This is a genomic window from Streptomyces sp. NPDC021749, assembly GCF_040640655.1.
Classification (GTDB): domain Bacteria; phylum Actinomycetota; class Actinomycetes; order Streptomycetales; family Streptomycetaceae; genus Streptomyces.
The window spans coordinates 100,102-120,341 of record NZ_JBFACE010000022.1 but is presented as its reverse complement, the minus strand read 5'-3'; the positions used below and the strand labels follow the sequence as shown (position 1 = coordinate 120,341).

The 20,240-nt window shown below is 72.9% G+C and carries 17 protein-coding genes, 1 pseudogene and 1 riboswitch; of the genes and pseudogenes, 7 read left to right on the top strand and 11 right to left on the bottom strand.

What is annotated here, in order from left to right; genetic code table 11:
- The first annotated feature begins 39 nt into the window (after window positions 1-39).
- Window positions 40-209: riboswitch (cyclic di-AMP (ydaO/yuaA leader) on the top strand.
- Between the two features lie 7 nt (window positions 210-216).
- Window positions 217-1,359 (top strand): NlpC/P60 family protein, encoded by a 1,143-nt coding sequence (locus tag AB0G35_RS22250; RefSeq protein ID WP_360952006.1) that lies wholly within the window; start codon window positions 217-219, stop codon window positions 1,357-1,359.
- Between the two features lie 158 nt (window positions 1,360-1,517).
- On the opposite strand, the gene AB0G35_RS22245 is transcribed toward AB0G35_RS22250, so the two are convergent.
- A complete protein-coding gene (locus AB0G35_RS22245; RefSeq protein ID WP_360952003.1) occupies window positions 1,518-1,871 on the bottom strand; it encodes a hypothetical protein in 354 nt (117 codons plus the stop codon).
- Window positions 1,872-2,100: 229 nt separating this feature from the next.
- On the opposite strand from AB0G35_RS22245, the gene AB0G35_RS22240 reads away from it, so the two are divergent.
- Window positions 2,101-3,249: a C40 family peptidase gene (locus AB0G35_RS22240; RefSeq protein WP_360952000.1), complete on the top strand. Its 1,149-nt coding sequence runs from the start codon at window positions 2,101-2,103 to the stop codon at window positions 3,247-3,249.
- Window positions 3,250-3,347: 98 nt separating this feature from the next.
- Here AB0G35_RS22240 and AB0G35_RS22235 read toward each other — a convergent pair whose 3' ends face one another.
- The 4 genes from AB0G35_RS22235 to AB0G35_RS22220 form a co-directional block, all read right to left on the bottom strand.
- A complete protein-coding gene (locus tag AB0G35_RS22235) occupies window positions 3,348-4,472 on the bottom strand; it encodes an alpha/beta hydrolase-fold protein (protein WP_360951997.1) in 1,125 nt (374 codons plus the stop codon).
- 236 nt (window positions 4,473-4,708) lie between these two features.
- Window positions 4,709-5,422 (bottom strand): response regulator transcription factor, encoded by a 714-nt coding sequence (locus tag AB0G35_RS22230; RefSeq protein ID WP_360951994.1) that lies wholly within the window; start codon window positions 5,420-5,422, stop codon window positions 4,709-4,711.
- Between the two features lie 59 nt (window positions 5,423-5,481).
- Window positions 5,482-6,780, bottom strand: a complete 1,299-nt coding sequence (locus tag AB0G35_RS22225) for a PspC domain-containing protein (RefSeq protein ID WP_360951991.1) — start codon at window positions 6,778-6,780, stop codon at window positions 5,482-5,484.
- 86 nt (window positions 6,781-6,866) lie between these two features.
- Window positions 6,867-8,630: a serine/threonine-protein kinase gene (locus AB0G35_RS22220; protein WP_360951988.1), complete on the bottom strand. Its 1,764-nt coding sequence runs from the start codon at window positions 8,628-8,630 to the stop codon at window positions 6,867-6,869.
- A gap of 250 nt (window positions 8,631-8,880) precedes the next feature.
- On the opposite strand from AB0G35_RS22220, the gene AB0G35_RS22215 reads away from it, so the two are divergent.
- Together AB0G35_RS22215 and AB0G35_RS22210 are read left to right on the top strand one after the other, a co-directional pair.
- Window positions 8,881-10,443 carry a PspC domain-containing protein gene (locus AB0G35_RS22215; protein ID WP_360951985.1) on the top strand — a complete coding sequence of 521 codons (1,563 nt, stop codon included), beginning with the start codon at window positions 8,881-8,883 and terminating at the stop codon, window positions 10,441-10,443.
- Window positions 10,440-10,691, top strand: a complete 252-nt coding sequence (locus tag AB0G35_RS22210) for a hypothetical protein (protein ID WP_360951982.1) — start codon at window positions 10,440-10,442, stop codon at window positions 10,689-10,691. Before AB0G35_RS22215 ends, AB0G35_RS22210 begins: the two co-directional genes overlap by 4 nt.
- Window positions 10,692-10,720: 29 nt before the next feature.
- On the opposite strand, the gene AB0G35_RS22205 is transcribed toward AB0G35_RS22210, so the two are convergent.
- The 3 genes from AB0G35_RS22205 to AB0G35_RS22195 all read right to left on the bottom strand — a co-directional run bounded on the left by AB0G35_RS22205 (window position 10,721) and on the right by AB0G35_RS22195 (window position 14,050).
- On the bottom strand, window positions 10,721-11,266 hold the full coding sequence (locus AB0G35_RS22205; protein WP_360951979.1) for a TQO small subunit DoxD: 546 nt from the start codon (window positions 11,264-11,266) through the stop codon (window positions 10,721-10,723).
- 349 nt (window positions 11,267-11,615) lie between these two features.
- Window positions 11,616-12,893, bottom strand: coding sequence for a hypothetical protein (locus AB0G35_RS22200; RefSeq protein ID WP_360952066.1), 1,278 nt, complete (start codon window positions 12,891-12,893; stop codon window positions 11,616-11,618).
- A gap of 998 nt (window positions 12,894-13,891) precedes the next feature.
- A complete protein-coding gene (locus AB0G35_RS22195) occupies window positions 13,892-14,050 on the bottom strand; it encodes a hypothetical protein (RefSeq protein WP_360951976.1) in 159 nt (52 codons plus the stop codon).
- Here AB0G35_RS22195 and AB0G35_RS22190 point away from each other — a divergent pair.
- Window positions 14,049-14,807: a hypothetical protein gene (locus AB0G35_RS22190; protein WP_360951973.1), complete on the top strand. Its 759-nt coding sequence runs from the start codon at window positions 14,049-14,051 to the stop codon at window positions 14,805-14,807. The two genes, AB0G35_RS22195 and AB0G35_RS22190, sit on opposite strands and share 2 nt — an antisense overlap.
- A gap of 202 nt (window positions 14,808-15,009) precedes the next feature.
- On the opposite strand, the pseudogene AB0G35_RS22185 reads toward AB0G35_RS22190, so the two are convergent.
- Window positions 15,010-15,801: pseudogene (locus AB0G35_RS22185) on the bottom strand (class II aldolase/adducin family protein); the annotation flags it as partial.
- 181 nt (window positions 15,802-15,982) lie between these two features.
- On the opposite strand from AB0G35_RS22185, the gene AB0G35_RS22180 reads away from it, so the two are divergent.
- Complete coding sequence (locus AB0G35_RS22180) at window positions 15,983-16,483, top strand: SRPBCC family protein (protein WP_360951970.1); 501 nt, start codon at window positions 15,983-15,985, stop codon at window positions 16,481-16,483.
- A gap of 46 nt (window positions 16,484-16,529) precedes the next feature.
- Here the strand turns inward: AB0G35_RS22180 and AB0G35_RS22175 are convergent, their stop codons facing one another.
- Complete coding sequence (locus AB0G35_RS22175; protein WP_360951967.1) at window positions 16,530-16,979, bottom strand: Uma2 family endonuclease; 450 nt, start codon at window positions 16,977-16,979, stop codon at window positions 16,530-16,532.
- Between the two features lie 120 nt (window positions 16,980-17,099).
- Window positions 17,100-18,686: a glutamine-hydrolyzing GMP synthase gene (gene guaA, locus AB0G35_RS22170; RefSeq protein ID WP_360951964.1), complete on the bottom strand. Its 1,587-nt coding sequence runs from the start codon at window positions 18,684-18,686 to the stop codon at window positions 17,100-17,102.
- A gap of 252 nt (window positions 18,687-18,938) precedes the next feature.
- Between guaA and AB0G35_RS22165 the strand changes: the two genes are divergently transcribed.
- Window positions 18,939-19,277, top strand: coding sequence for a chorismate mutase (locus tag AB0G35_RS22165; RefSeq protein ID WP_360951961.1), 339 nt, complete (start codon window positions 18,939-18,941; stop codon window positions 19,275-19,277).
- The last annotated feature ends 963 nt before the right edge of the window (window positions 19,278-20,240 follow it).

The following is a 20,240-nucleotide window of genomic DNA, read 5'->3' as shown; positions in this document are numbered from 1 at the left end:
GGCCGCCCACGCCGAGTCCGGCCCTGCCCGCGACGTGTCCTTCCGGTCACGCACGGGTCACCCGGAGCCGGGGACCCACCAGCAACACCGGGGTGAATCGATCCGTCCGTCCGACACCAGCGGACGTACGGACCGTAGGGCACGGCCTTCCGTCAGCGACACCGCCCGAACCCGACAGCTAACCCGGTAGGCGGTCCACGGAAGGAGTTGCCGGCCTTGGCGTCCCATCGCAAGCCGCGCACCAGCGTTCTCACCTCGCCCGGGAGTCGCCGTACGGCGGCCGGGCTCACCACCGCCGCGCTCGCCTCGGTCACCCTGCTCTCGCAGACCGCCGACGCCACCCCCAGAGCCCCCAAGCCCACCATCGAAGAGGTCAAGCAGAAGGTCGACGGCCTCTACCGGCAGGCCGAGGTGGCCACCCAGAAGTACAACGCCGCCAAGGAGCGCGCCGACCACCAGCGCGAGACCGTGGACGGGCTGCTCGACGCCGCGGCCAAGCGGGCCGAGAAGATGAACGAGTCCCGGCGGGAGCTCGGGACGTTCGCCTCGGCGCAGTACCGCACCGGCGGCATGAACCCGACCGCGCAGCTGATGCTCGCCAAGGACCCGCAGCAGTTCTTCGACCGCAGCCACCTGATGGAGCGGCTGACCGGGCGGCAGCAGCAGGCCGTCACCGACTACCAGCAGCAGGCCGCGGCGGCCGCCCGCCAGCGGGCCGAGGCGAGCCGCAGCCTGGAGCATCTGCAGAGCTCGCAGGCCGCCCTGAAGGAGTCCAAGCGCTCCGTTCAGCAGAAGCTGGCGGAGGCCCGCCAGCTGCTGTCCCGGCTGACCGCCCAGGAGAAGGCGCGGCTGGCCGAACTGGAGCGCCAGAAGGAGGCGGCGGCCAAGCGCCGGGCCGAAGAGGAGGCGCGCAAGCAGCGGGAGCGCGAGCAGCAGCGGCAGCACGACGGCGGGGACACCGGCGGCCAGACCGGTGGGGACACCGGCGGCTCCACCGGGGGCTCGCAGTCCACCAAGGCGGAGAAGGCCCTCGCGTTCGCCCGCGCCCAGATCGGCAAGCCGTACGTCTGGGGCGCCACCGGGCCCTCGTCCTACGACTGCTCGGGGCTGACCCAGGCGGCGTGGAAGGCTGCCGGGGTCGATCTGCCGCGCACCACCTGGGAGCAGGTCAAGGTCGGCCAGCGGGTGGCGACCAAGGACCTGCAACCTGGTGACCTGGTCTTCTTCTTCGACGACATCAGCCACGTCGGCATGTACATAGGCGGCGGCAAGATGATCCACGCCCCGCACCCGGGCGCGAACGTCCGGGAGGAGTCGATCTACTACATGCCGATCTACGGGAGCGTCCGCCCGGCCTGACGCCCGGCCCCGCTCCTCCCCGGCCCACCCCCCACGGCAACCCCCCACACGCCACCGCGCGGCCCTCGCCTCCGGATCCCGGAGTGCGACGACCGCGCGGTGTGCCGTTGTGGGGGCGACGTGGCCGGCCCCGCCATACGGGGACGCGGCCGGCGTCCTCAGGTCCAGAGGACGGCGATGAAGATGTTGGCCATCGTGAGACCGCCGACCGTGCCGAACAGCGCCTTGTCGACCTGCTCCTCGTCCCGCTTGACGTAGACCAGCGCCAGGATCACCACCAGGACGGCCATCTTGATGCCGATCTTGATGTTGTTGACCGGGTGGTCCTGCGCCTGGTTCAGGCCGACCAGCACGATGCCGGTGACCAGCATCGTCAGCGCGCCGTGCAGCATGGCCGGAACGAACCGGGCGGTGCCCGCACCCATCGCCTTCATCTGCGTCAGGAAACCGCCCAACAGGGAGGCGATGCCGATGATGTGCAGGCCGACGAAGATATGAATGACTACGTCCATGAGGCCGGATCGTATCCGCCACATAGCACGCCCTTTCCGGCAGGGCGCCCATATTCGTGGCTTCGGTCAGCGCGGAGCGGCCCCGGCGACCGGGCGATGACGCTCCGGTCACCCGCGTTCCGGCAGCGGTCGAATGCGAACAATGCCGGGCAAGCGAGCCCGTTCCCGTGACGCCCGGGCTTAGCGTCCTCCTCCAGCGGCCGACTCCCGCCGCGCCGCAAGGAAGGAAGTGACGGCCACCGTGGCCTCGCACCGCAAGCCCGGGCGACATCCGTTCGCCTCGCTCACCGGCGGCTCGCGCAGCGCGCGCACCGCCCGTACGGCCGCCACCCTGGCCCTCGCCGGAGCCGCCACCGCCTCCGCCTTCGACGGCACCGGCCAGGCGGCGGACCGTCCCACCCCCGCCCGGGTCCAGAGCCGGGTCGACGCGCTGTACCAGGAGGCAGAGGTGGCCACACAGAAGTACGACGGCGCGAAGGAAGCCGCCGAGACCGCACGCGAGGAGCTGAGCAGGCTGCAGGACGAGGCCGCCCGCAGGACCGCGGAACTGAACGCCGCGCGCGCCGGGTTGGGTGCCCTGGCCGCCTCCCAGTACCGCTCCGGCGGCGTGGACCCGGCCCTCCGGCTGCTGCTGTCCGCCGATCCGCAGCGCTATCTGGACGGCGCCGCGGTACTGCAGCGGACGGGCAGCCACCAGGCGACCGCGGTCGCCGGGTACGCGCGCCGACTCGGCAGCGTGCAGCAGGTCCGGCAGCGGGCCGAGGAGACCGCGGAGCGGCTGACCCGGACCGAGTCCACACTGAAGCGGCACCGGGTCACCGTCGTGCGGAAGCTGGACGCCGCCGAGCAGTTGCTGGCGCGGCTGACGGCGGAGCAGCGGGGCCGGATGGCCGGACCGGACGGCTCCCGGGCCGGGACGGCGGGCGGCCGGGCGGACCGCGGGGGCGGCGGGCGGGACGGCGGGCTGCTCGGCGGCATCCCCACCGGCTCGGCGGCCGCGGCCGGCGCCTCGGCGCAGCAGGCGCCCAACGCACGGGCCGCCCGGGCGGTTTCGTTCGCCTACGCCGCGCTCGGCAAGCCTTACGTCTGGGGCGCGACCGGGCCCTCCGCCTACGACTGCTCGGGGCTGACCCAGGCCGCATGGAGGGCGGGCGGGGTCTCCCTGCCGCGCACGACCTACACCCAGATCAACGCCGGCCCGCGCATCGGCCGTTCCCAACTGGCGCCCGGGGACCTGGTGTTCTTCTACACGGCCATCAGCCACGTCGGGCTCTACATCGGGGACGGGAAGATGATCCACGCACCGCACCCGGGCGCGCCGGTGCGGATCGCGCCGATCGACCAGATGCCCTTCGCGGGCGCCACACGGCCGGCGTAGGAGTCACGCGGCCCGGCCGGGGCCTCCCGGTCTGCTGCGGCCGGTCTTCTGTGTCCAGTCTGCTGCGTCTGGTCTGCTGCGGCGTCCGGCCCCCCGGCTCAGGCGCGCAGCTGGGTGCCCAGCCAGCGGAAGATCTCCGGCACCTGGTTGCGCCACACCACCGTGGTGTGGCCGCCGGCGTTCGCCGCGATCTGGTGCACGGTGACCGTCGTCGGGCGCTTCGCGAGCTGCTGGAGGCCGATGCCCGCCTGATAGCCGTCGCCGGCCGCGCCCGACACGTACAGGGCGGTGCGCGGCGGACGGCCGGCCGCGTTGGCGGCCTTCAGGATGTGCAGCGGGTTGGACCGGATGCGCAGCGTGGGGTCCTTGCCGGCGAGCGAGTCGGGCTCCAGGGCCGGGTCGTTGTAGCCGGACATGGCGACCGCGGCGCGGTAGCGGTCCGGGTGGGCCAGGGCCAGCTTGGCGGCGCAGTGGGCGCCGGCCGAGTAGCCGGCCAGGGCCCAGGAGTGCGGCTGGTCGCCGGCCCGGAAGTTGTCGACGATCATCTGGCGGACGTCGACGGTCAGCCAGCTGTCCGCGTTGACCTTGCCGGTGAGGTTGACGCAGCCGGTGTCCGCGCCGGTGAGGAGGGTGGTGCGCGGCGCCACCAGGATGGCGGGCTTGATCTCGCCGCGCTGCATCATCGGGCCGAGCTGCTCGGCGACGTGCAGCGCGCCGAACCAGGCCTTCGCCGAACCGGGGTAGCCGGGCAGCAGCTCGACGACGGGGAACTTCCTGTCCTTGAAGGCCGGGTCGTTGTACTGCGGCGGCAGCCAGACGTACACCTCGCCGATCACACCCGAGATGCGGCCCTTGAGGTTGGTCATCTGGACGCCGGGGCCCACCTTCGGGTCGTCGGCCGGCCGGAACTGCTGGATCTGCTTGGGCTGGTTCTTGATCTGCCGGCCGCCCATACCGTCCGGTCCGAGGTCCTTCGCCACCGCGACATGACTGTCGGTGCCGAGCAGGTCGCCCCAGGTGTCGTAGAGGTTGTTCGCGTTGTTGACCAGCACGAACACCACGGTGATGGCGGTGGCCTGGGCGAACAGCAGCATCAGCAGCCGGGCCAGACCGCGCAGCAGCGGCGGGCCGGCTATCCGGCCCCAGATGGCGAGCGGCAGCACGACGCCGATGATCAGCAGCGCGATCGAGGTGAGGAAGAAGGGCGTGCCCGTCAGGCTCATCGGGAACTCGCTTCCAGGACGCATACGCGAAGGACGTGGGGTGGGGTGGTTCGGGCCCCGCCTTCGGCAGTGAGCCTCTCCGCGCCCTTAGATGGCGATCCGTGTGGTCCTGGTTGCCCGTCTTTGGTCCTTCTTTACGCCCTCCTTTGTGCCCTCTGTTGTCCGTGTGACGTTTGTGCCGATCCCGTGGGGCGTCCGTACGGCCGTCCCCGCGCCGCCCGCGTGGCGCCCGCCGGTCAGACCAGGCGGCGGGCCGCGGCCCAGCGGGTCAGCTCGTTGCGGTTGGACAGCTGGAGCTTGCGCAGCACCGCCGAGACATGCGATTCGACCGTCTTCACGGAGATGAACAGCTGCTTGGCGACCTCCTTGTACGCATAGCCGCGGGCGATCATCCGCAGCACCTCGCGCTCGCGCTGGGTGAGGCGGTCCAGGTCCTCGTCGATCGGCGGGGCGTCCGTCGAGGCGAAGGCGTCCAGGACGAAGCCGGCCAGCCGCGGGGAGAAGACCGCATCGCCGTCGGCCACCCGGAAGATCGCGTTGACCAGGTCCGTGCCGGTGATCGTCTTGGTGACGTAGCCGCGGGCGCCGCCACGGATGACGCCGATGACGTCCTCGGCCGCGTCGGAGACGGACAGAGCGAGGAAGCGGACCGGGCGCTCGGGGTCGGCCATCATCACGGCACTGCGGCGCAGCACCTCGGCGCCGCCGCCCCCGGGGAGGTGCACGTCCAGGAGGACGACCTCGGGGCGGGTGGCGGTGATGACCGTGATCGCCTGGTCGACGTCGGCGGCCTCGCCGACCACCTCGACGCGGGTCCGCTCGGTCTCGCCGATCTCGGCCTGGACGCCCGTGCGGAACATCCGGTGGTCGTCGACCAGCACCACCCTTACGGTGCGGTCGCCGTCCTCCGCGCCGCCGTTGCCGTCCTGCTGTGCGCCCTCGCTGCTCATGTCTTCCGTCCGTCCTTCGGTGTCTGCCCGGTCATCATTCCGTGTCCCGCCCGGCCCGGTCATATGTCGGGCTCCTGCGCGGTGCGCTCCATCTCCAGCTCGACGACCGTGCCGCCTTCGGGGGCGGAGCGCAGCCGGGCGGTGCCGCCGTGGCGCTGCATGCGGCCGATGATCGACTCGCGGACGCCCATCCGGTCGGCGGGGACGTCGTCCAGGTCGAACCCCGGGCCCCGGTCGCGCACCGAGACGAACACCGACGAGCCCTCCACCTCGGCGAACACCTGGACCGCGCCACCCTCGCCGCCGTACTTGGCGGCGTTGACCATCGCCTCGCGCGCGGCCTGCATCTGGGCGCCGAGCGCCTCGTCCAGCGGGCAGTCGCCGACGACCACGACCTCGATCGGGACGCCGTGGTGGTCCTCCACCTCGGCGGCGGCCTTGCGCACCGCCTCCGCGAGCGTGGCCGGCTCCTCGTCCTCGTCCTTGCCGCGGCCCTCGGGCTTGTAGAGCCAGGCGCGCAGTTCGCGTTCCTGGGCCCGGGCCAGCCGCGCCACCTCGCGGGGGTCGTCGGCGTTGCGCTGGATCAGGGTGAGGGTGTGCAGCACGGAGTCGTGGACGTGGGCGGCGACCTCGGCGCGCTCCTGGGCGCGGATGCGCATCAGCCGCTCCTCGGAGAGGTCCTGGGCCATCCGCACCAGATACGGGCCGGCCAGCAGGGCTATGCCGACGACGACGGCGAGCGCGGCCTGCAGCACCGAGCCGAGGCGCTGCACCGAGCCCTGAAGCACCACGATGCCGGTCACGCCGACGCAGACCAGCAGCACCCCGGCCGCGCCGCGCAGCACCGGCAGCAGCCCCTTGCGGCGGCCGAGCTCCAGCCACTGGGCGCGCCGGGAGTTGTCCGCCTGGCGCCACACCAGGGCGACACCGGCACCGATCAGCAGTACCGGCCAGAGATAGCCGTCGGCCTGGCCGAGTTGGAAGCGGGAGGCGACGACGCCCGCGCCGATCAGCAGGGCGATCAGCGCGAAGGCCTGCCCCCGGTCGGGCCGGCGGGCCAGTAGCCGCTGCCTGCCGTCGCCGGGGGCGTGCTGCCGGTGCTCCACGCCGCCGACGCCCAGCGGGACGAAGAACCAGAACGCGGCGTACAGCAGGGCGCCCATGCCGTCGGCCATGAAGAGGGCCACGAAGACGATCCGCACCCAGGAGACCGGCAGGCCGAGGTGCCCGGCGAGGCCGCGCGCGACGCCGCCGAGCAGCCGCCCGTCAGCGCTGCGGTAGAGCTTGCGCACGGGCGGCTCGTCGGGGTCCGGCGCCGGGGTGTAGATCGTCTCGGCGCGGGGTGGTGCGGTGGTCATGTCCCCGATCGTCACACGCGCCGGACGCCCGGGGCATCAGGGTCGACCCTGAACCGGCCCTGACGTTCCCCTGAGTCGGTCAGGGGTCAGCTCTTGGGCGGGATCTTCCGGAAGCCGTCCTTCACGTCCGAGAAGACCTTCTCGAACTTCGCCCAGTTCGCCGCGGGCGCGGCGACGTAGATCGCGTACTCCTTGTCGCCCTCACGGCCGAAGCCCAGGTCGATCGCGCGGAAGGTGCGGGCCCGGCCCCCGAACGTGAACTCCCAGATGGCCGCCGGGTCGCCCTGGAAGACCGTGTCCTGCAGGCGCAGCCGGGTGTACACCGGGTACAGCTTCCTGACGTCGACCTCGACGTCCTTGAAGTGCTGCACCTGGTCGGCAGAGGAGAAGTCCAGGACGCTGACGGTGATCTGGGCGAGGTCGGCGTCGGAGGCGTAGACGATCTGCCGGCCGCCGTCCTTGACCTGGCGCCGCCATCCGTCGGGCACCGGGAAGGTGACGCCCACCGCGGATTCGGTGGCCTTGTGGTAGCCGGCCGGGAGGGGCGGCGGCGGTCCGATGCTGCTGCTCGGCACGCCCGGCAGCACGGGCGTGCCCTTGTCGCGCGTCGCCTTGTCACCCGTCACCTTGGTGGCCGGCGTGGGCTGCTCGCGCTGCATCAGATACCAGGCCGTTCCCGCGCCGCCGCCGGCGACCAGCACCCCGGTGATGCTCAGGGCAATGACCCGGCCGCCCCGCCGCTTACGGGACGCGGGGGCGCCGGACCGTACGGCCGGACGGCCGCCGAGGCCGCCGTCCGGAAGGGCCACCCGGCCCGTGACACCGCCGTCGGCGGCCGGGCCCGTTCCGGTACCGGTGGTTGCTCCGGCGCGGGCCGGGGCGCCCGGCCTTGCGCCCGGGTGCGGCACCGCGCGGGTCGGGGCCTCCGAGTGCTCGTCCGGCGCGGCCGATTCCTCGCCCGCCGAGCCGGGGGCGAGCGGCGGCCAGCCGAGCAGCGCGGTCTCCGCGTCGCTCTCGGCGGCCCGCAGCGCCTGCTCAACGACCTCGGCGGTCGGCCGGTCCTCCGGTTCCTTGGCGAGCAGCGCCTCGATGAGCGGGGTGAGCGGCCCGGCGTTGCGCGGCGGGTCGAGCGGGTCCATGGCGATCGCGTAGGCCGTCTCGACCGCGGTGTCCTTACGGAACGGGGGCCGCCCCTCGACCGCCTGATAGAGCGTCGCGCCCAGCGCCCACAGGTCGGAGGCGGGGCCCGGGGTACCGCCCTTGACGCGTTCCGGCGCCAAGTAGTCGATGGAACCGACCAGCTCACCGGTCTTGGTGAGGGTGGAGGTCCCGGAGGCGACCGCGATGCCGAAGTCGGTGAGCACGACCCGGCCGTCTTCGCCGAGGAGCACGTTGCCGGGCTTGACGTCGCGGTGCAGCACACCGGCGGAGTGCGCGGCCCGCAGCGCCGCGATCATGCCGCGGCCGATCCGGGCGGCCTCGCGCGGCGTGACCGAACCGCCGGTCCGTGCGGCCTCCTTGATGGCGTCGCCGAGCGTCGCGGAGGGCACGTATTCCATGACGATGCAGGGCAGCCCGGCGTCGTCCACGACGTCGTGCACACCCACGACGTTGGGGTGGTTGATGCGCGCCGCGGCCTGCGCCTCACGGGTGGTGCGTTCATGGCGGGTCGCCAGTTCGTCCGCCTCCAGCTGCGGTGACACATGCAGGCGTTTGACGGCGACCTGACGCCCGAGGAGTTCGTCCCGGGCTCGCCAGACGGTGCCCATACCGCCCTGGCCTATCCGCTCAACCAGGCGATATCGCCCGGCGACCAGTCGCCCCTCGTCCACCGACGCCGCCTCCGTCACCGCACGCCCCTCCGGAAACCCGTACGTATCCGAGGCGCAACGATAGTCTCCGGCGCCGGCGGACAGCCCCCGGCCCACCGCGGGTCGGCTCCGGTCCGCCGGTTCAGGCGGGAGCTCGTGGCATATGCCCGTCGGCGGGGGATTTCCGCACGGCCCTGACAGGTCTCGGGGACGGGCGGCGGCGGATCTCAGGGTTCTGCCAGGGTTTCCACGGATGTCCCGGCCGCGTTGACCTTGTCACCATGGGCCCATGAACGAAGCAGCCCCCGTCGCGGAGCCGGCACCGTCCGACCCCGCCGGCCCCACCCCACCGCATCCGCCGCTGCGCCGCAGCCGGCGGCACAAGGTCGTCGCCGGGGTGTGCGGCGGACTGGGCCGGCAGTGGGACCTCGACCCGGTCGTCTTCCGGATCGTGCTGGCCGTGCTCTCCGTCGGCGGTGTGGGCCTGATCCTCTACGGCTTCGCCTGGCTGGCGATCCCGCTCGCCGGTGAGGAGGAGAACGAGGGCCGCAGGCTGCTGTCCGGCCGCGTCGAGGGTTCCGCGCTGACCGCGCTGCTCTTCGCGCTGGTCGGCTGCGGACTGTTCCTGACCACGCTCGCCAAGGGCAGCATGATGTCGTTCGCCATCATGCTGCTGCTGGCGGTGGGCGGTTCGGCGTACTGGTCACGGCGGCGCCGCCAGGCAGAGGCCGAGGGCCCGGAGTCGATGGACGCGGCCACGGCCCAGGCGGTCGCCGACGCCCCGCCCGAGACCAAGGCGCCGCCGGTGCCCGCCAGTCCCTCCTGGTGGCGCGATCCCCGCTCGCCGGACGCGGCCGGCGGGGGCTATCTGTGGGGCCCCGAGACCACCCCGCTCCCCCTGGACATCTCCTACCGCTTCACCCATGGCGCGGACACGGCCGCCGCGCCCGGCCAGGGCTCCTGGTCCGGCGCCGGCCGGCCGCCGGGAGCGCCCGTTCCGGCGGGCGGCGCCCACCCCGCCCGCAGCCCGCGCCGAACCCGCCGCCCCGGCCGCCCGATAGGCGGCCTGACCTTCCTGCTCGCCCTGTTCGGCGGCGCCGGCACCGCCCTCGCCGTCGCCCGGCACGCCACCTTCGTACCCTCCGTACAGGCCGGACTGGCCGCCGCGCTGGTCGTCTTCGGCCTGGGCATGGTCCTCAGCGCCTGGTTCGGACGCACCGGCGGCGGCACGGTCTTCCTGATGGTGCTGACGGCGCTGATGCTGGCCGGTGTGACGGTGCTGCCGCGCACCTTCACGGCCGACTGGCAGACCCGCAGCTGGGCCCCGACCACCGTCGCCGCCGTGCAGCCGCACTACGCACTCGGCTCCGGCTCCGGCGAGTTGGACCTCGGCGCACTCTCCCTCACGGGCGGCCGTACGGTTCACACCAGCGCCGACGTGGGCGCCGGCCGCCTCCAGGTGACCCTGCCGCCGGGCGTCACCACCCGTCTGCACATATCGGTCGGCCTGGGTGACATCCGGCTGCCCGGCGAAGCGGCCGAGCACGTAGAGCTGCTGGCGGGCGGTCAGGACAAGACGATCACGATCCCCGCCGACGGCCTCAAGAAGGGCGAGAAGCCGCACGGGGTGCTCGACCTGGACCTCAGCGTCGGCGCCGGCCAGGTCGACATCCAACGCGCCACCCCGCCCCTGACCCCACCGTCCCCCGTCCCGCCGACACCCGTCCCGCCGGCGGCCACACCCCCGCAGGCCGGCACGCCCCCGTCGGCCACCGCCACGCCCACGGCACCCGCCGTCCGGCGACCGGCCGCGGCACCGACCGTCCCGACCCGCCAGGGAGCCCTCCAGTGAAGCGCCACCCCTTCGAACCGGCCCGGCTGATCTCCGGCGTCACCGCCCTCACCCTCGGCACCGCCTACGGCCTCGACGCCCTCGGCGTCCGGGAGGCCCCCGGCCCCTGGCTGCTGCTGATACTCCCCGCCGGCCTCCTCCTCTCCGGCATCACCGCCGCCGTCTGGACCACGGCCCGCCGCCACCGCGCCGACCGTGCGGACCGTGCCGACCGCGCCGAGGAGGCACCCACGACACAGCACCCTTAGCTCCTGGCCCACCCCACCGAACGGCACGCCTAGCCGAACAGCTGCGCCCCGTGGCGTGTGCGGCGGTTGGCGAGGGCCGCGTCGAGGGAGAAGCGCGGTGTGCCGGCCAGCACGAGCGGCAGCCAGGCCATCAGATAGGCGAGGTCGTTGCCGTAGTAGTACGGCGTGGTCGCCCAGCTCACGGTGAGCCACAGCGTCAGCGAGATCAGCGCGCCGCCGAACGCCGCGAGCCGGCCCAGCAGTCCGACCAGCGTCCCCAGGCCGACCGCCAACTCGCCCGCGGCAATGGCGTAACCGAAGCCCACCGGGCTCTTCTGTGCCAGATCGACGAGTTGCGGCAGCGCCGCCGCGTCATGGACCTGCTGCAGCATCTCCCCGAGCGAGCCGGCCCCGCCGGCCGCCAGGAACGCCCGGTCGGTCAGCTTGTCGATCCCCGCGTAGAGGAAGGTGACGCCCAGGAAGAGGCGCAGCGGGAGCAGTGCGTGCCGCGCCAGTTGCCCGCGCAGCCCGGTGCCGGGGCCGTCGATGCCCGAGCCCGCCAAGTCGGCACCGATCGTGCGATTCGCGTGAACCATGACGTCCGCCTCTCCGTTGCCACCGGGAGCGACGATTGTGCCCGCGCCCGCGCCTCAGGGGGAGATACGTACGCACCTGCGCAAGAGGTTCAACGGACCGCTGCACTTCCGGCGACCGCCGCACACGGAATCGACACCCGCGAGGCCGGAACGGACGGGAGGACCAGAACGAGCGAAGACCTGAACCGTCGGGAGACCGCACCGATGCGGGACACCGCACCGATGCAGAAGGCCGGGCCATGCGCCCCGCGCCCCGGCGCACCCAGCCACCCACCACCTCGACCGGCCGGGACAGCCCCTCGACCGGTCAGTCCACCACCTCGACCGGCCGGGACAACCCCTCGACCGGTCAGTCCACCACCTCGATCGGAAACGCAGCCGTCTCGACGCCTGCCGCCGTGATCACCCGGATCTCCACCCGGCCCGGTTCCACGTCGACCGGGACCGGGACCGTGAGCACGCCGTCCGTGGGATTGGCGAAGCCGCCGGCGACCGGGACCAGCGGTACCGGGACGTGGACCGCGCCGATCCGTACGACGGTGCGGGCCAGCCGGTCGGGCGTGGTGGCCCCCGGGGGGACGAAACCGGCGCCCCGGATCTCGATGTCGTCGCCGGTGCGGACCGGCGCCGCGAGATCGCCCAGTTCGCGCGCGCGGACCACCGAGAGGATCACCGGACGGCCGCCGGTCACCAGCTTCCCGGCGAGGTACGCCGTCCCGGAGACGCCCGCCAGCGCCACCAACCCCCAGGGCAGTCGCGGCAGTTGACCCGGCTGACCGGCCAGCCGGACCAGGGCGAACGCCAGCACCGCGGCGTTGACCAGGACGTACTGCACGTCCAGGAAGCTGCCCCGCCCGGCATCGTCCGTCAGCAGATCGGCGCCCCGCGGCCGTTCCGCGGGCACCTTCTGCAGCCATCCGGTCCGCACCCGCACGGCCACCAGCCCGTACGCCAGCACCGCCACCCCGCAGGCGAGGCCGAGCAGCGCCAGCGCGGTACCGGAGTGGACGAGCGCCAGGCCGCGGAGCAGGCGGTGCCGCTCGTCCGGGCCGGTCGCGGTCGCCAGCCGGACGGCCATGACCAGTACGGCGTACAGCACGACCGCCGCCCAGGCCGCGCCGACCGTCCGCGAGGTGGACAGCCGACCGTCCTCCCCGATCAGCGGCGCCAGCGCGCCGCCGTGCGACCGGTGCAGCCAGGCCGCCGCCGTCAGGGCCAGCGCCAGCAGGACGGCCGCGAGCAGCGCCGCCGTACGGAACGCCGTCCAGCCGGTGCCGATCGCGGTCAGCGCCTCACCGACCAGGAGGGCCACCACCGCGCCCCAGACCACCAGCAGGGTGCGCCACCGCACGGCGGTCAGCCAGGCGACGCCCTCGGCGGCACCGCGTTGGGCCACCTCGCGGGCGGACAGGGTCAGTTCGTCGGACACCCACTGCCGCGCGGCGCCGGCCGAGTGCGCGAGCCCGGCCGGGACACCGCGCCCGGCGGCGAAGTCCTCGCGCAGCGCCACGAACGCGGCGACCGCCTCCCGGTGGCCCGCCCTGGCGCCGTGCGGGCACCGTCCGCACCGGCACTCCTCACCGTCGGCGCGCTCCGCACCGCCCTCCGGCTCGCCCGTTCCGGCCATCCTGCCCGCCGTATCCACCGACACGTCCGTTACCGTCCCGCCACCGCTGTCATCAACTCGTCCCGTGTAAACGGGAATTGTGCCTCAAAGGGCTACGGGTGACGGTAAACGTCCAGTTGGTGACGGGTGGTACCGGCATCGGCACGTTGACGCGCCACCGCGTTCCGGCTCGCACACGCGCGGACCTCGCCACCGCACGATCGGTCCTCCCCGGCCCACCCGACGGTCCCCGTACCCGCCCGGCGGCCGAAACGTGCGCCCCCGGCGCTTCCCCTATTCGGGCGAACCGGGGCACGGTGACGGCTGAGCCATACGCCCGCTGCGCAAGCTCTCGCCGTGTGCCAGATACGCCGATGTTCCTCCACCCACCGACATCACGGACCACCCCACGGACCGGACCGCCCCACGGTCAGGCCGGCCGGCCGCCTGGCCGCCGCGGCCGCCGTCCTGCTGACGGGGGTTGTGGCGCTGCTCGCCGCCGCGGGACCGGTCAGCGCGGGTGAACCCGCCGCGACCGGTGGGCGGACGGCCGTCCAGGGCCGGCACGAGGGCGGGTCCGCGGACCGGCACGAGGGCGGGTCCGCAGGGCGGCACGAGGGCGGGTCCGCGGGCCGGTACGAGGGCGGGTCGGGCGGATACGGCCGCACGGCCGCCGGTGACAACTGTGCCTACGCCGGGACCGCGCCCCCCGTGGACGTACCGACCGGCTTTCCCATGCCGCACGGCTGGCACTTCCCCTGCACCCAGGCCACGCGCCCGCCCGCGCCGTCCCGTCCCCCGGCGCCGCGCCCGCGCAGCCCCAGGCCCGCGCCACCGCCGCCCGCCCCCCGGCCGACGCCACCCCCGACTCCCCCACCGGCACCGCCCCCGCCCCCACCGCCCCGTCCGCCCGAGCCGTCACCCTCACCGACTCCCCGCCCGCACACCCCGCACCCGCCGCCCCCGCCCCGGCCGGAACCCCGACGCCCCACCCCGCCCGCTCCGGTGCTGCCCCACAGCTACGCCCGGACGTACCACAAGGCGCACGCCGGGCGCTCGATGGTGACCACGACCCTGCTGCTCACCGCCCCGGCCGTGCTGGCCGGCGCCGCCCTCCGTTCCCGTTCGAGCTCCTCGTCCGGTTCCGCCGGGCGCCGTTCCTCGTAGGAGGTCCCCATGTCGCAATGGCTGGTGCTGGGCATCGCCATGGCCGCGGTCTGCGGCGTCGTCCTGAGCATCACGGTCCTCCGGGAACGCCGGATCCCCGACGATCACGATCCGACCGAAACGCCCGATGTGATCGAGTACCTGACGATGATGGTGGGGGTGGTCTACGCGATCGTGCTGGGCCTGGCCATCGCCGGTGTCTGGGAGGCCCGGAGCGCGGCCGAGGACACCGTACGGGCCGAGGCACAGGCGCTGCACGAGGTCAGCGCACGGGCCCGGGCCTATCCCGCGCCGGTACGGGACCGGATCCGCTCGGACGTGGACGCCTACGTCTCCCACGTCGTCCACAAGGAGTGGCCCGTCATGTCCGACCAGGGCCGACTGACCGAGCGGGGCAGGGAATTGCTCACCAAGGTCCGCGCCGACGTGACCGACTACCACCCGCGCAACGACTTCGAGGGGCAGTCCTACCAGCCGCTGGTCGACCAGGTCGCGGTGGCCGACGGGGCCCGCAGCGCCCGGGCGGACGCGGCCGATTCGACGCTTCCGGGGGTGGTGTGGTTCGGGCTGATCACCGGTGGTGCGATCTCCGTGGGCATCATGTTCACCCTGCAGATCCGGCGGTCCGGCCGGGAGATGCTGATGGCCGGCCTCTTCAGCACGTTGATCGCCTTCCTGCTGTTCCTGGTCTGGGACTTCGACTCGCCGTTCAGCCGCGGGATCTCGGCGAGCGCGGAGCCGTTCCTGGACCTCTTCCCGCACCTTTGACGGCTGACGGCCGGGAAGCGGGAGGGAGCGGGTGTCCCCCGTGGAGCCGATCCCCGGGGGACACCCGCGCGTCAGGTTCCCGGCGGCCTCTTTGAGACCGCTTGAGCCTCCTTGACGCCCTGGAGGCCGCTGGAGACCACTGGAGGCGGCTGGCGACCCTGGAAGCGGCTGGAGGCGGCTGGAGGCCCCGGGAAGCCCCTTCCTAGTCGAACAGGTCCGGCTCGCTCCGCGTGATCTGCTGGTGGAGCGGCTGGTAGTTGATCCACGCGACCAGGTCGTTGCCCAGCTGCTCCCGGGTGTGGACGGCGCTGTGGTGGTCGATCAGGACCGGCTTCCCGGCGGCCTTCGCGGCGAGCTGGACCTGGCAGGAGCGTTCCATCGTGAGGAACCACCACGCGGCCGCGTCCACCGAGTCGCCGACCGTCAACAGCCCGTGGTTGCGCAGGATGACCGCCTTGTGCGGCCCGAGGGCGGCCGCGATCCGGCGGCCCTCCTCCTCGTCCACGACGACGCCGGTGTAGTCGTCGAAGAGCGCGTGGTCCTCGTAGAACGCGCAGACGTCCTGGGTGATCGGCTCCAGCAGCTCGCCGAGTGCGGACAGCGCCCGCCCGTAGGTGGAGTGGCTGTGGGCGGCCGCGACGACGTCCGGGCGGGCCTGGTGGACCTGGGAGTGGATGGCGAACGCCGCCTGGTTGACGTGGTAGCGGCCCTGGACGACCTGGCCCTCGGCGTTCACCAGGATCAGATCGCTGACGGTGATGTGCCGGAAGGACATCCCGAAGGGATTGACCCAGAAACAGTCGGGGAACTCCGGGTCGCGCGCGGTGATGTGCCCGGCGACGCCCTCCTCGAAGCCGAAGCGCCCGAAGAGGCGCAGCGCCGCGACCAGCCGTTCCTTGCGGTGGCGCCGCTCGTCCTCAACGGTCTCGTGCGTCGGCGGCATGGCGAACTGCAGCTGGTCGGTGGGTATCGGCGTCGGTTCGGGCATCGCCGTTCTCCTTCTGGCATGTACCTGGCTCGTGCGGCTCGCTGCGGAAGCTACCCTTCGCTACCCCAGGTAACCAGCCCCATGACGTGCCCGGATGCCGCCCACCGGCATGATGGGCACACGGACTTGGGACACCGGACGCAGGTCGGCGACGGCCGCCGGCGGGCGGCGGTGCAGGGGGTGGACGATGACGGCCCGCAGGACCCTGTCGGTCGGCAGGGACATCGACGCGGCACCGGAGCGGCTCTTCGCCGTGCTCCGGGACCCGGCCCGGCACGCGGCGCTGGACGGCTCCGGGATGCTGCGCGGCCGACCCGAGGGGCCCGCTCTGCTCGGCCCCGGCGACCGCTTCAGCATGGGGATGGCCCAGGGCAGGATCCCGTACCGGTCGGTGAACGTCGTGGTGGAGTACGAGCCGGACCGGCTGATCGCCTGGGAGACCTGGGGCGAGCTGCGCGGCCGCCGGCTCGTCGGCGGCCAGCGCTGGCGCTGGGCCCTCACGCCCCTGGACGGTGCGGCGGACGGCGCCCCCACCACCCGGGTCACGCACACCTACGACTGGTCGCGCGCCCGCCTGCCCCGCCTCGTCATCGAACTCCCCGGCTACCCGCGGCGGATGGGCCCGGCGATGGCCACGACGCTGGAACGGCTGGCGGCAGCCGTACGGGAGGAACAGGGCAACGGCTGACGGACGGCCCGCTACGCCGCCTCCTCCCGCCGCAACCGTTACCCCTTCAGCGGCGCTTGTTGATCGCGGTGAGATCGATATCGATGGGGAAGGGGACCGGCACCTTGATGCGGTCGTGGTAAATGCCGGTGGGCGTGTACGCACCGGTCGCCGGGTCGAGCTCGTAGACGTAGACGACCGGGAGGCCGCTGCTCTTCTCGACCCGCCAGAAGTGGGGGACGCCGGCGGCTGCGTACTTGCGGGGCTTCACGTCCCGGTCACGGGCCTCCGAGTCGGGCGAGACGACTTCCACCGCAAGGACGACGTCCTCCGGGCGGTACCACGTCTGGTTGGCGTCGTCCGTGATGCCTTCCTGACGGAAGACCACGCCGTCGATCAGCTCCGTATGCGGAGGAAGGTCCGGAAGCCGGTCGAGGTCGTCCGCGGTCCAGCCGCCCGGGGGCGGGACGGGGTAGTTGTACTGCTCGTCCAGCTCGAACTCGGGTGCGGCGCTCATGGTTGCTCCCATGCGACGGAGTCTCGCCTGTTCCGTCAGCGTACCGAGCGGGAACGACGACGCCGTCGCTCACACGTGTGAGCGACGGCGTCGTATCGACCTCATCGGGGGATCAGACGATCACTCCCACTCGATCGTGCCCGGAGGCTTGCTGGTGACGTCCAGCACCACGCGGTTGACGTCCGCGACCTCGTTGGTGATCCGGGTCGAGATGCGGGCCAGCACGTCGTACGGCATCCGGGTCCAGTCGGCCGTCATGGCGTCCTCGGAGGAGACCGGGCGCAGCACGATCGGGTGGCCGTAGGTCCGGCCGTCGCCCTGGACGCCGACGGAGCGGACGTCGGCCAGCAGGACCACCGGGCACTGCCAGATCTCGCGGTCCAGTCCGGCCGCGGTCAGCTCCTCGCGGGCGATCGCGTCGGCCTCGCGCAGCAGGTCGAGGCGCTCCTTGGTGACCTCGCCGACGATGCGGATGCCCAGGCCGGGGCCGGGGAACGGCTGGCGGTGGACGATCTCGTCGGGCAGGCCGAGCTCGGTGCCCACCATCCGGACCTCGTCCTTGAACAGCTTGCGCAGCGGCTCGACGAGCTCGAACTCGATGTCGTCGGGGAGGCCGCCCACGTTGTGGTGCGACTTGATGTTGGCGGTGCCGGTGCCGCCGCCGGACTCGACGATGTCCGGGTAGAGCGTGCCCTGCACCAGGAAGGCGACCTCTTCGCCGTCCGCGCCGGCCTCGGCGACCAGCTCGGCCTGGGCCTGCTCGAAGACGCGGATGAACTCGCGGCCGATGATCTTCCGCTTCTGCTCGGGGTCGCTGACCCCGGCCAGCGCGCTCAGGAAGCGCTCCTCGGCCTCGACGACCTTCAGCTGGACGCCGGTGGCGGCCACGAAGTCCTTCTCGACCTGCTCGGACTCGCCCTTGCGCATCAGGCCGTGGTCGACGTAGACGCAGGTCAGCTGGTCGCCGATGGCCTTCTGGACGAGGGCGGCGGCGACCGCGGAGTCCACGCCGCCGGACAGGCCGCAGATCGCCCGCTTGCTGCCGACCTGCGCGCGGATCGCGGCGACCTGCTCCTCGACCACGCTGTGGGTGGTCCAGTCCGGCCGCAGGCCCGCGCCGCGGTAGAGGAAGTGCTCCAGGACCTGCTGGCCGTGCGTGGAGTGCATGACCTCGGGGTGGTACTGGACGCCGTAGAGCTTGCGCTCGTCGTTCTCGAAGGCGGCGACCGGGACCATGTCCGTGGACGCGGTGACCGTGAAGCCCTCGGGGGCGGCGGAGCAGGCGTCGCCGTGGGACATCCAGACGGACTGCTCGGCGGGGGTGCCCTCGAAGAGGGTGGAGTCGGGGCGGGAGACGGTCAGGGCGGTACGGCCGTACTCGCGCGCGCCGGTGTTGTCGACGGTGCCACCGAGGGTGGTGGCCATGAGCTGGAAGCCGTAGCACATGCCGAAGACCGGGACACCGGCCTCGAACAGGGAACGGTCGAGGCTGGGGGCGTCTTCGGCGTAGACCGACGACGGCCCGCCGGAGAGGATGATCGCCTTGGGGTTCTTGGCGAGCATTTCGGCCACCGGCATGGTGGACGGCACGATCTCGCTGTAGACCCGGGCCTCACGGACGCGGCGGGCGATGAGCTGGGCGTACTGTGCGCCGAAGTCGACTACGAGGACGACGTCCGGGGCAGCGGCAGGGGGCGCTGATGGCACTTCGGCGGCCTTCCGGCGGTGTGGAGCAAGGGTTGGACTTTCGATTCTAACGGGCTCATACTGTGGCCCATGTTCCAGCAGCTGACCTTCGTCTTTACCTATGGCACCGGCCCGTCCGGCTGCCATGGTCGTGCTGCTTGATCCACTGACGAGCAACTTCCCAGGCGCCCCGGGCCGACAAGGTCCGGGGCGCCTGCGTTTGTCCGGATCTCGATCATCGGCTCCGGGGCCACACCCCCAGGAGATACGGACATGAGCACCTCGACCGCCGACACCGGCACCCGTCCCACCACCGGCCCCTCCGCCGCGCCCGCCCACACGCCCGGCACCGGCGCCCATACCCCGGAGGCCGCCGGGATCATCGCTGACGCCCGGCGCCGGATCGACGATCTCGACGGCCGGATCATCGGCCTCGTGCAGGAACGGATGGCCGTCTCGGCCGTCATCCAGCGCGAGCGGATCACCTCCGGCGGGCGGCGGGTGAACCTCTCCCGCGAGATGGAGATCCTCGCCCACTACCGCGACCAGCTCGGCAAGCCGGGCACCGCACTGGCGATGACCCTGCTGGAGCTCTCCCGGGGGCAGATCTGAGGTGGGCCGCACAGTGGCTGGTTCCATGCGCTGAAGGGTCGGTTCCGGTCGCCGGGCGGTCGGTTTCGCGGCGGGATGTGATCACGTTGCGCCGGGCGTTCCGCCGGTTTCAGGAGGGGCGGGGCGCAGGCCGGGCGCATGACAAAGGAGCGTACGCCCGGCGCAGCGGCTGGATCTGAGTTCGGTTGCCGACTCACCCGTACGGCGCGTGACCGGGCAACGCGGGGCTTCGTTGTTCCCGGTGCCACGCCAGCCAGGCGCGGCCTGCAGGACTACGCGTAGACGCCGCCCCACGGGCGGAAAGCCGGAGCGATGAGACGCCGGCCGCCTTCCGCGGCCCGCGTCGTGGGACCTCGTTCCGGAGCCGTGACCGGTCAGCAGGGGACAGCAGCCCGGTCACATCCGATGGGGTGGTCGGTCCTGGGGACGCCCGGGACCGACCGCATCCGGTCGAAACGGTTGCGCCAGGTGAGGCGTATCCAGGACGATGCTTGACGAACGACATACCGCGCCTGGTATGGACTTTTGCCCTGCCGTGTGTCCGCAGACCGCGACGACCCGGCACTGTCATCGGTCCGGACCACCGGGCGCACCGCACCATCGAGCACCACGCACCACCCCCGTAAGCCAGCGGCGCTACCCCCCCCCCAGCGCCGCCCCTCGGTGCCGGCGCTGCCCTGACGCCGGCACCGAAAGCCAAGGGCCCCGTGGCCGTCCGCACCCCCCTCGCGGACGGCATCCGGGGCCCTTCGCTATGGGGCCGGGAGACCTCGCCGAGGGGGCGTACGCCGGGCGCACGGCCGTCGCCGACCGGGTCCGGACCGCCGCTGCCCGCCGGCCCGTCTGTGCGCCGGCCATGGAGCTCCTGTGGGCCGGCCGTGGAGCGACTGTGCGCGATGTGACCGGGGTCACCGAAAGAATTCGGTTCGAGCGGGCAACCTTTTTCGGCCATGGCCGGTCATG

What these genes read in the sequence shown, in the direction of transcription:
- AB0G35_RS22165 (WP_360951961.1), top strand. Translation starts at nt 18,939, where the DNA reads ATGAGCACCTCGACCGCCGACACCGGCACCCGTCCCACCACCGGCCCC.
- AB0G35_RS22200 (WP_360952066.1), bottom strand. Translation starts at nt 12,893, where the DNA reads ATGGCCGGAACGGGCGAGCCGGAGGGCGGTGCGGAGCGCGCCGACGGT.
- AB0G35_RS22190 (WP_360951973.1), top strand. Translation starts at nt 14,049, where the DNA reads ATGTCGCAATGGCTGGTGCTGGGCATCGCCATGGCCGCGGTCTGCGGC.
- AB0G35_RS22195 (WP_360951976.1), bottom strand. Translation starts at nt 14,050, where the DNA reads ATGGGGACCTCCTACGAGGAACGGCGCCCGGCGGAACCGGACGAGGAG.
- AB0G35_RS22180 (WP_360951970.1), top strand. Translation starts at nt 15,983, where the DNA reads ATGACGGCCCGCAGGACCCTGTCGGTCGGCAGGGACATCGACGCGGCA.
- AB0G35_RS22245 (WP_360952003.1), bottom strand. Translation starts at nt 1,871, where the DNA reads ATGGACGTAGTCATTCATATCTTCGTCGGCCTGCACATCATCGGCATC.
- AB0G35_RS22205 (WP_360951979.1), bottom strand. Translation starts at nt 11,266, where the DNA reads ATGGTTCACGCGAATCGCACGATCGGTGCCGACTTGGCGGGCTCGGGC.
- AB0G35_RS22225 (WP_360951991.1), bottom strand. Translation starts at nt 6,780, where the DNA reads ATGACCACCGCACCACCCCGCGCCGAGACGATCTACACCCCGGCGCCG.
- AB0G35_RS22175 (WP_360951967.1), bottom strand. Translation starts at nt 16,979, where the DNA reads ATGAGCGCCGCACCCGAGTTCGAGCTGGACGAGCAGTACAACTACCCC.
- AB0G35_RS22235 (WP_360951997.1), bottom strand. Translation starts at nt 4,472, where the DNA reads ATGAGCCTGACGGGCACGCCCTTCTTCCTCACCTCGATCGCGCTGCTG.
- AB0G35_RS22215 (WP_360951985.1), top strand. Translation starts at nt 8,881, where the DNA reads ATGAACGAAGCAGCCCCCGTCGCGGAGCCGGCACCGTCCGACCCCGCC.
- AB0G35_RS22230 (WP_360951994.1), bottom strand. Translation starts at nt 5,422, where the DNA reads ATGAGCAGCGAGGGCGCACAGCAGGACGGCAACGGCGGCGCGGAGGAC.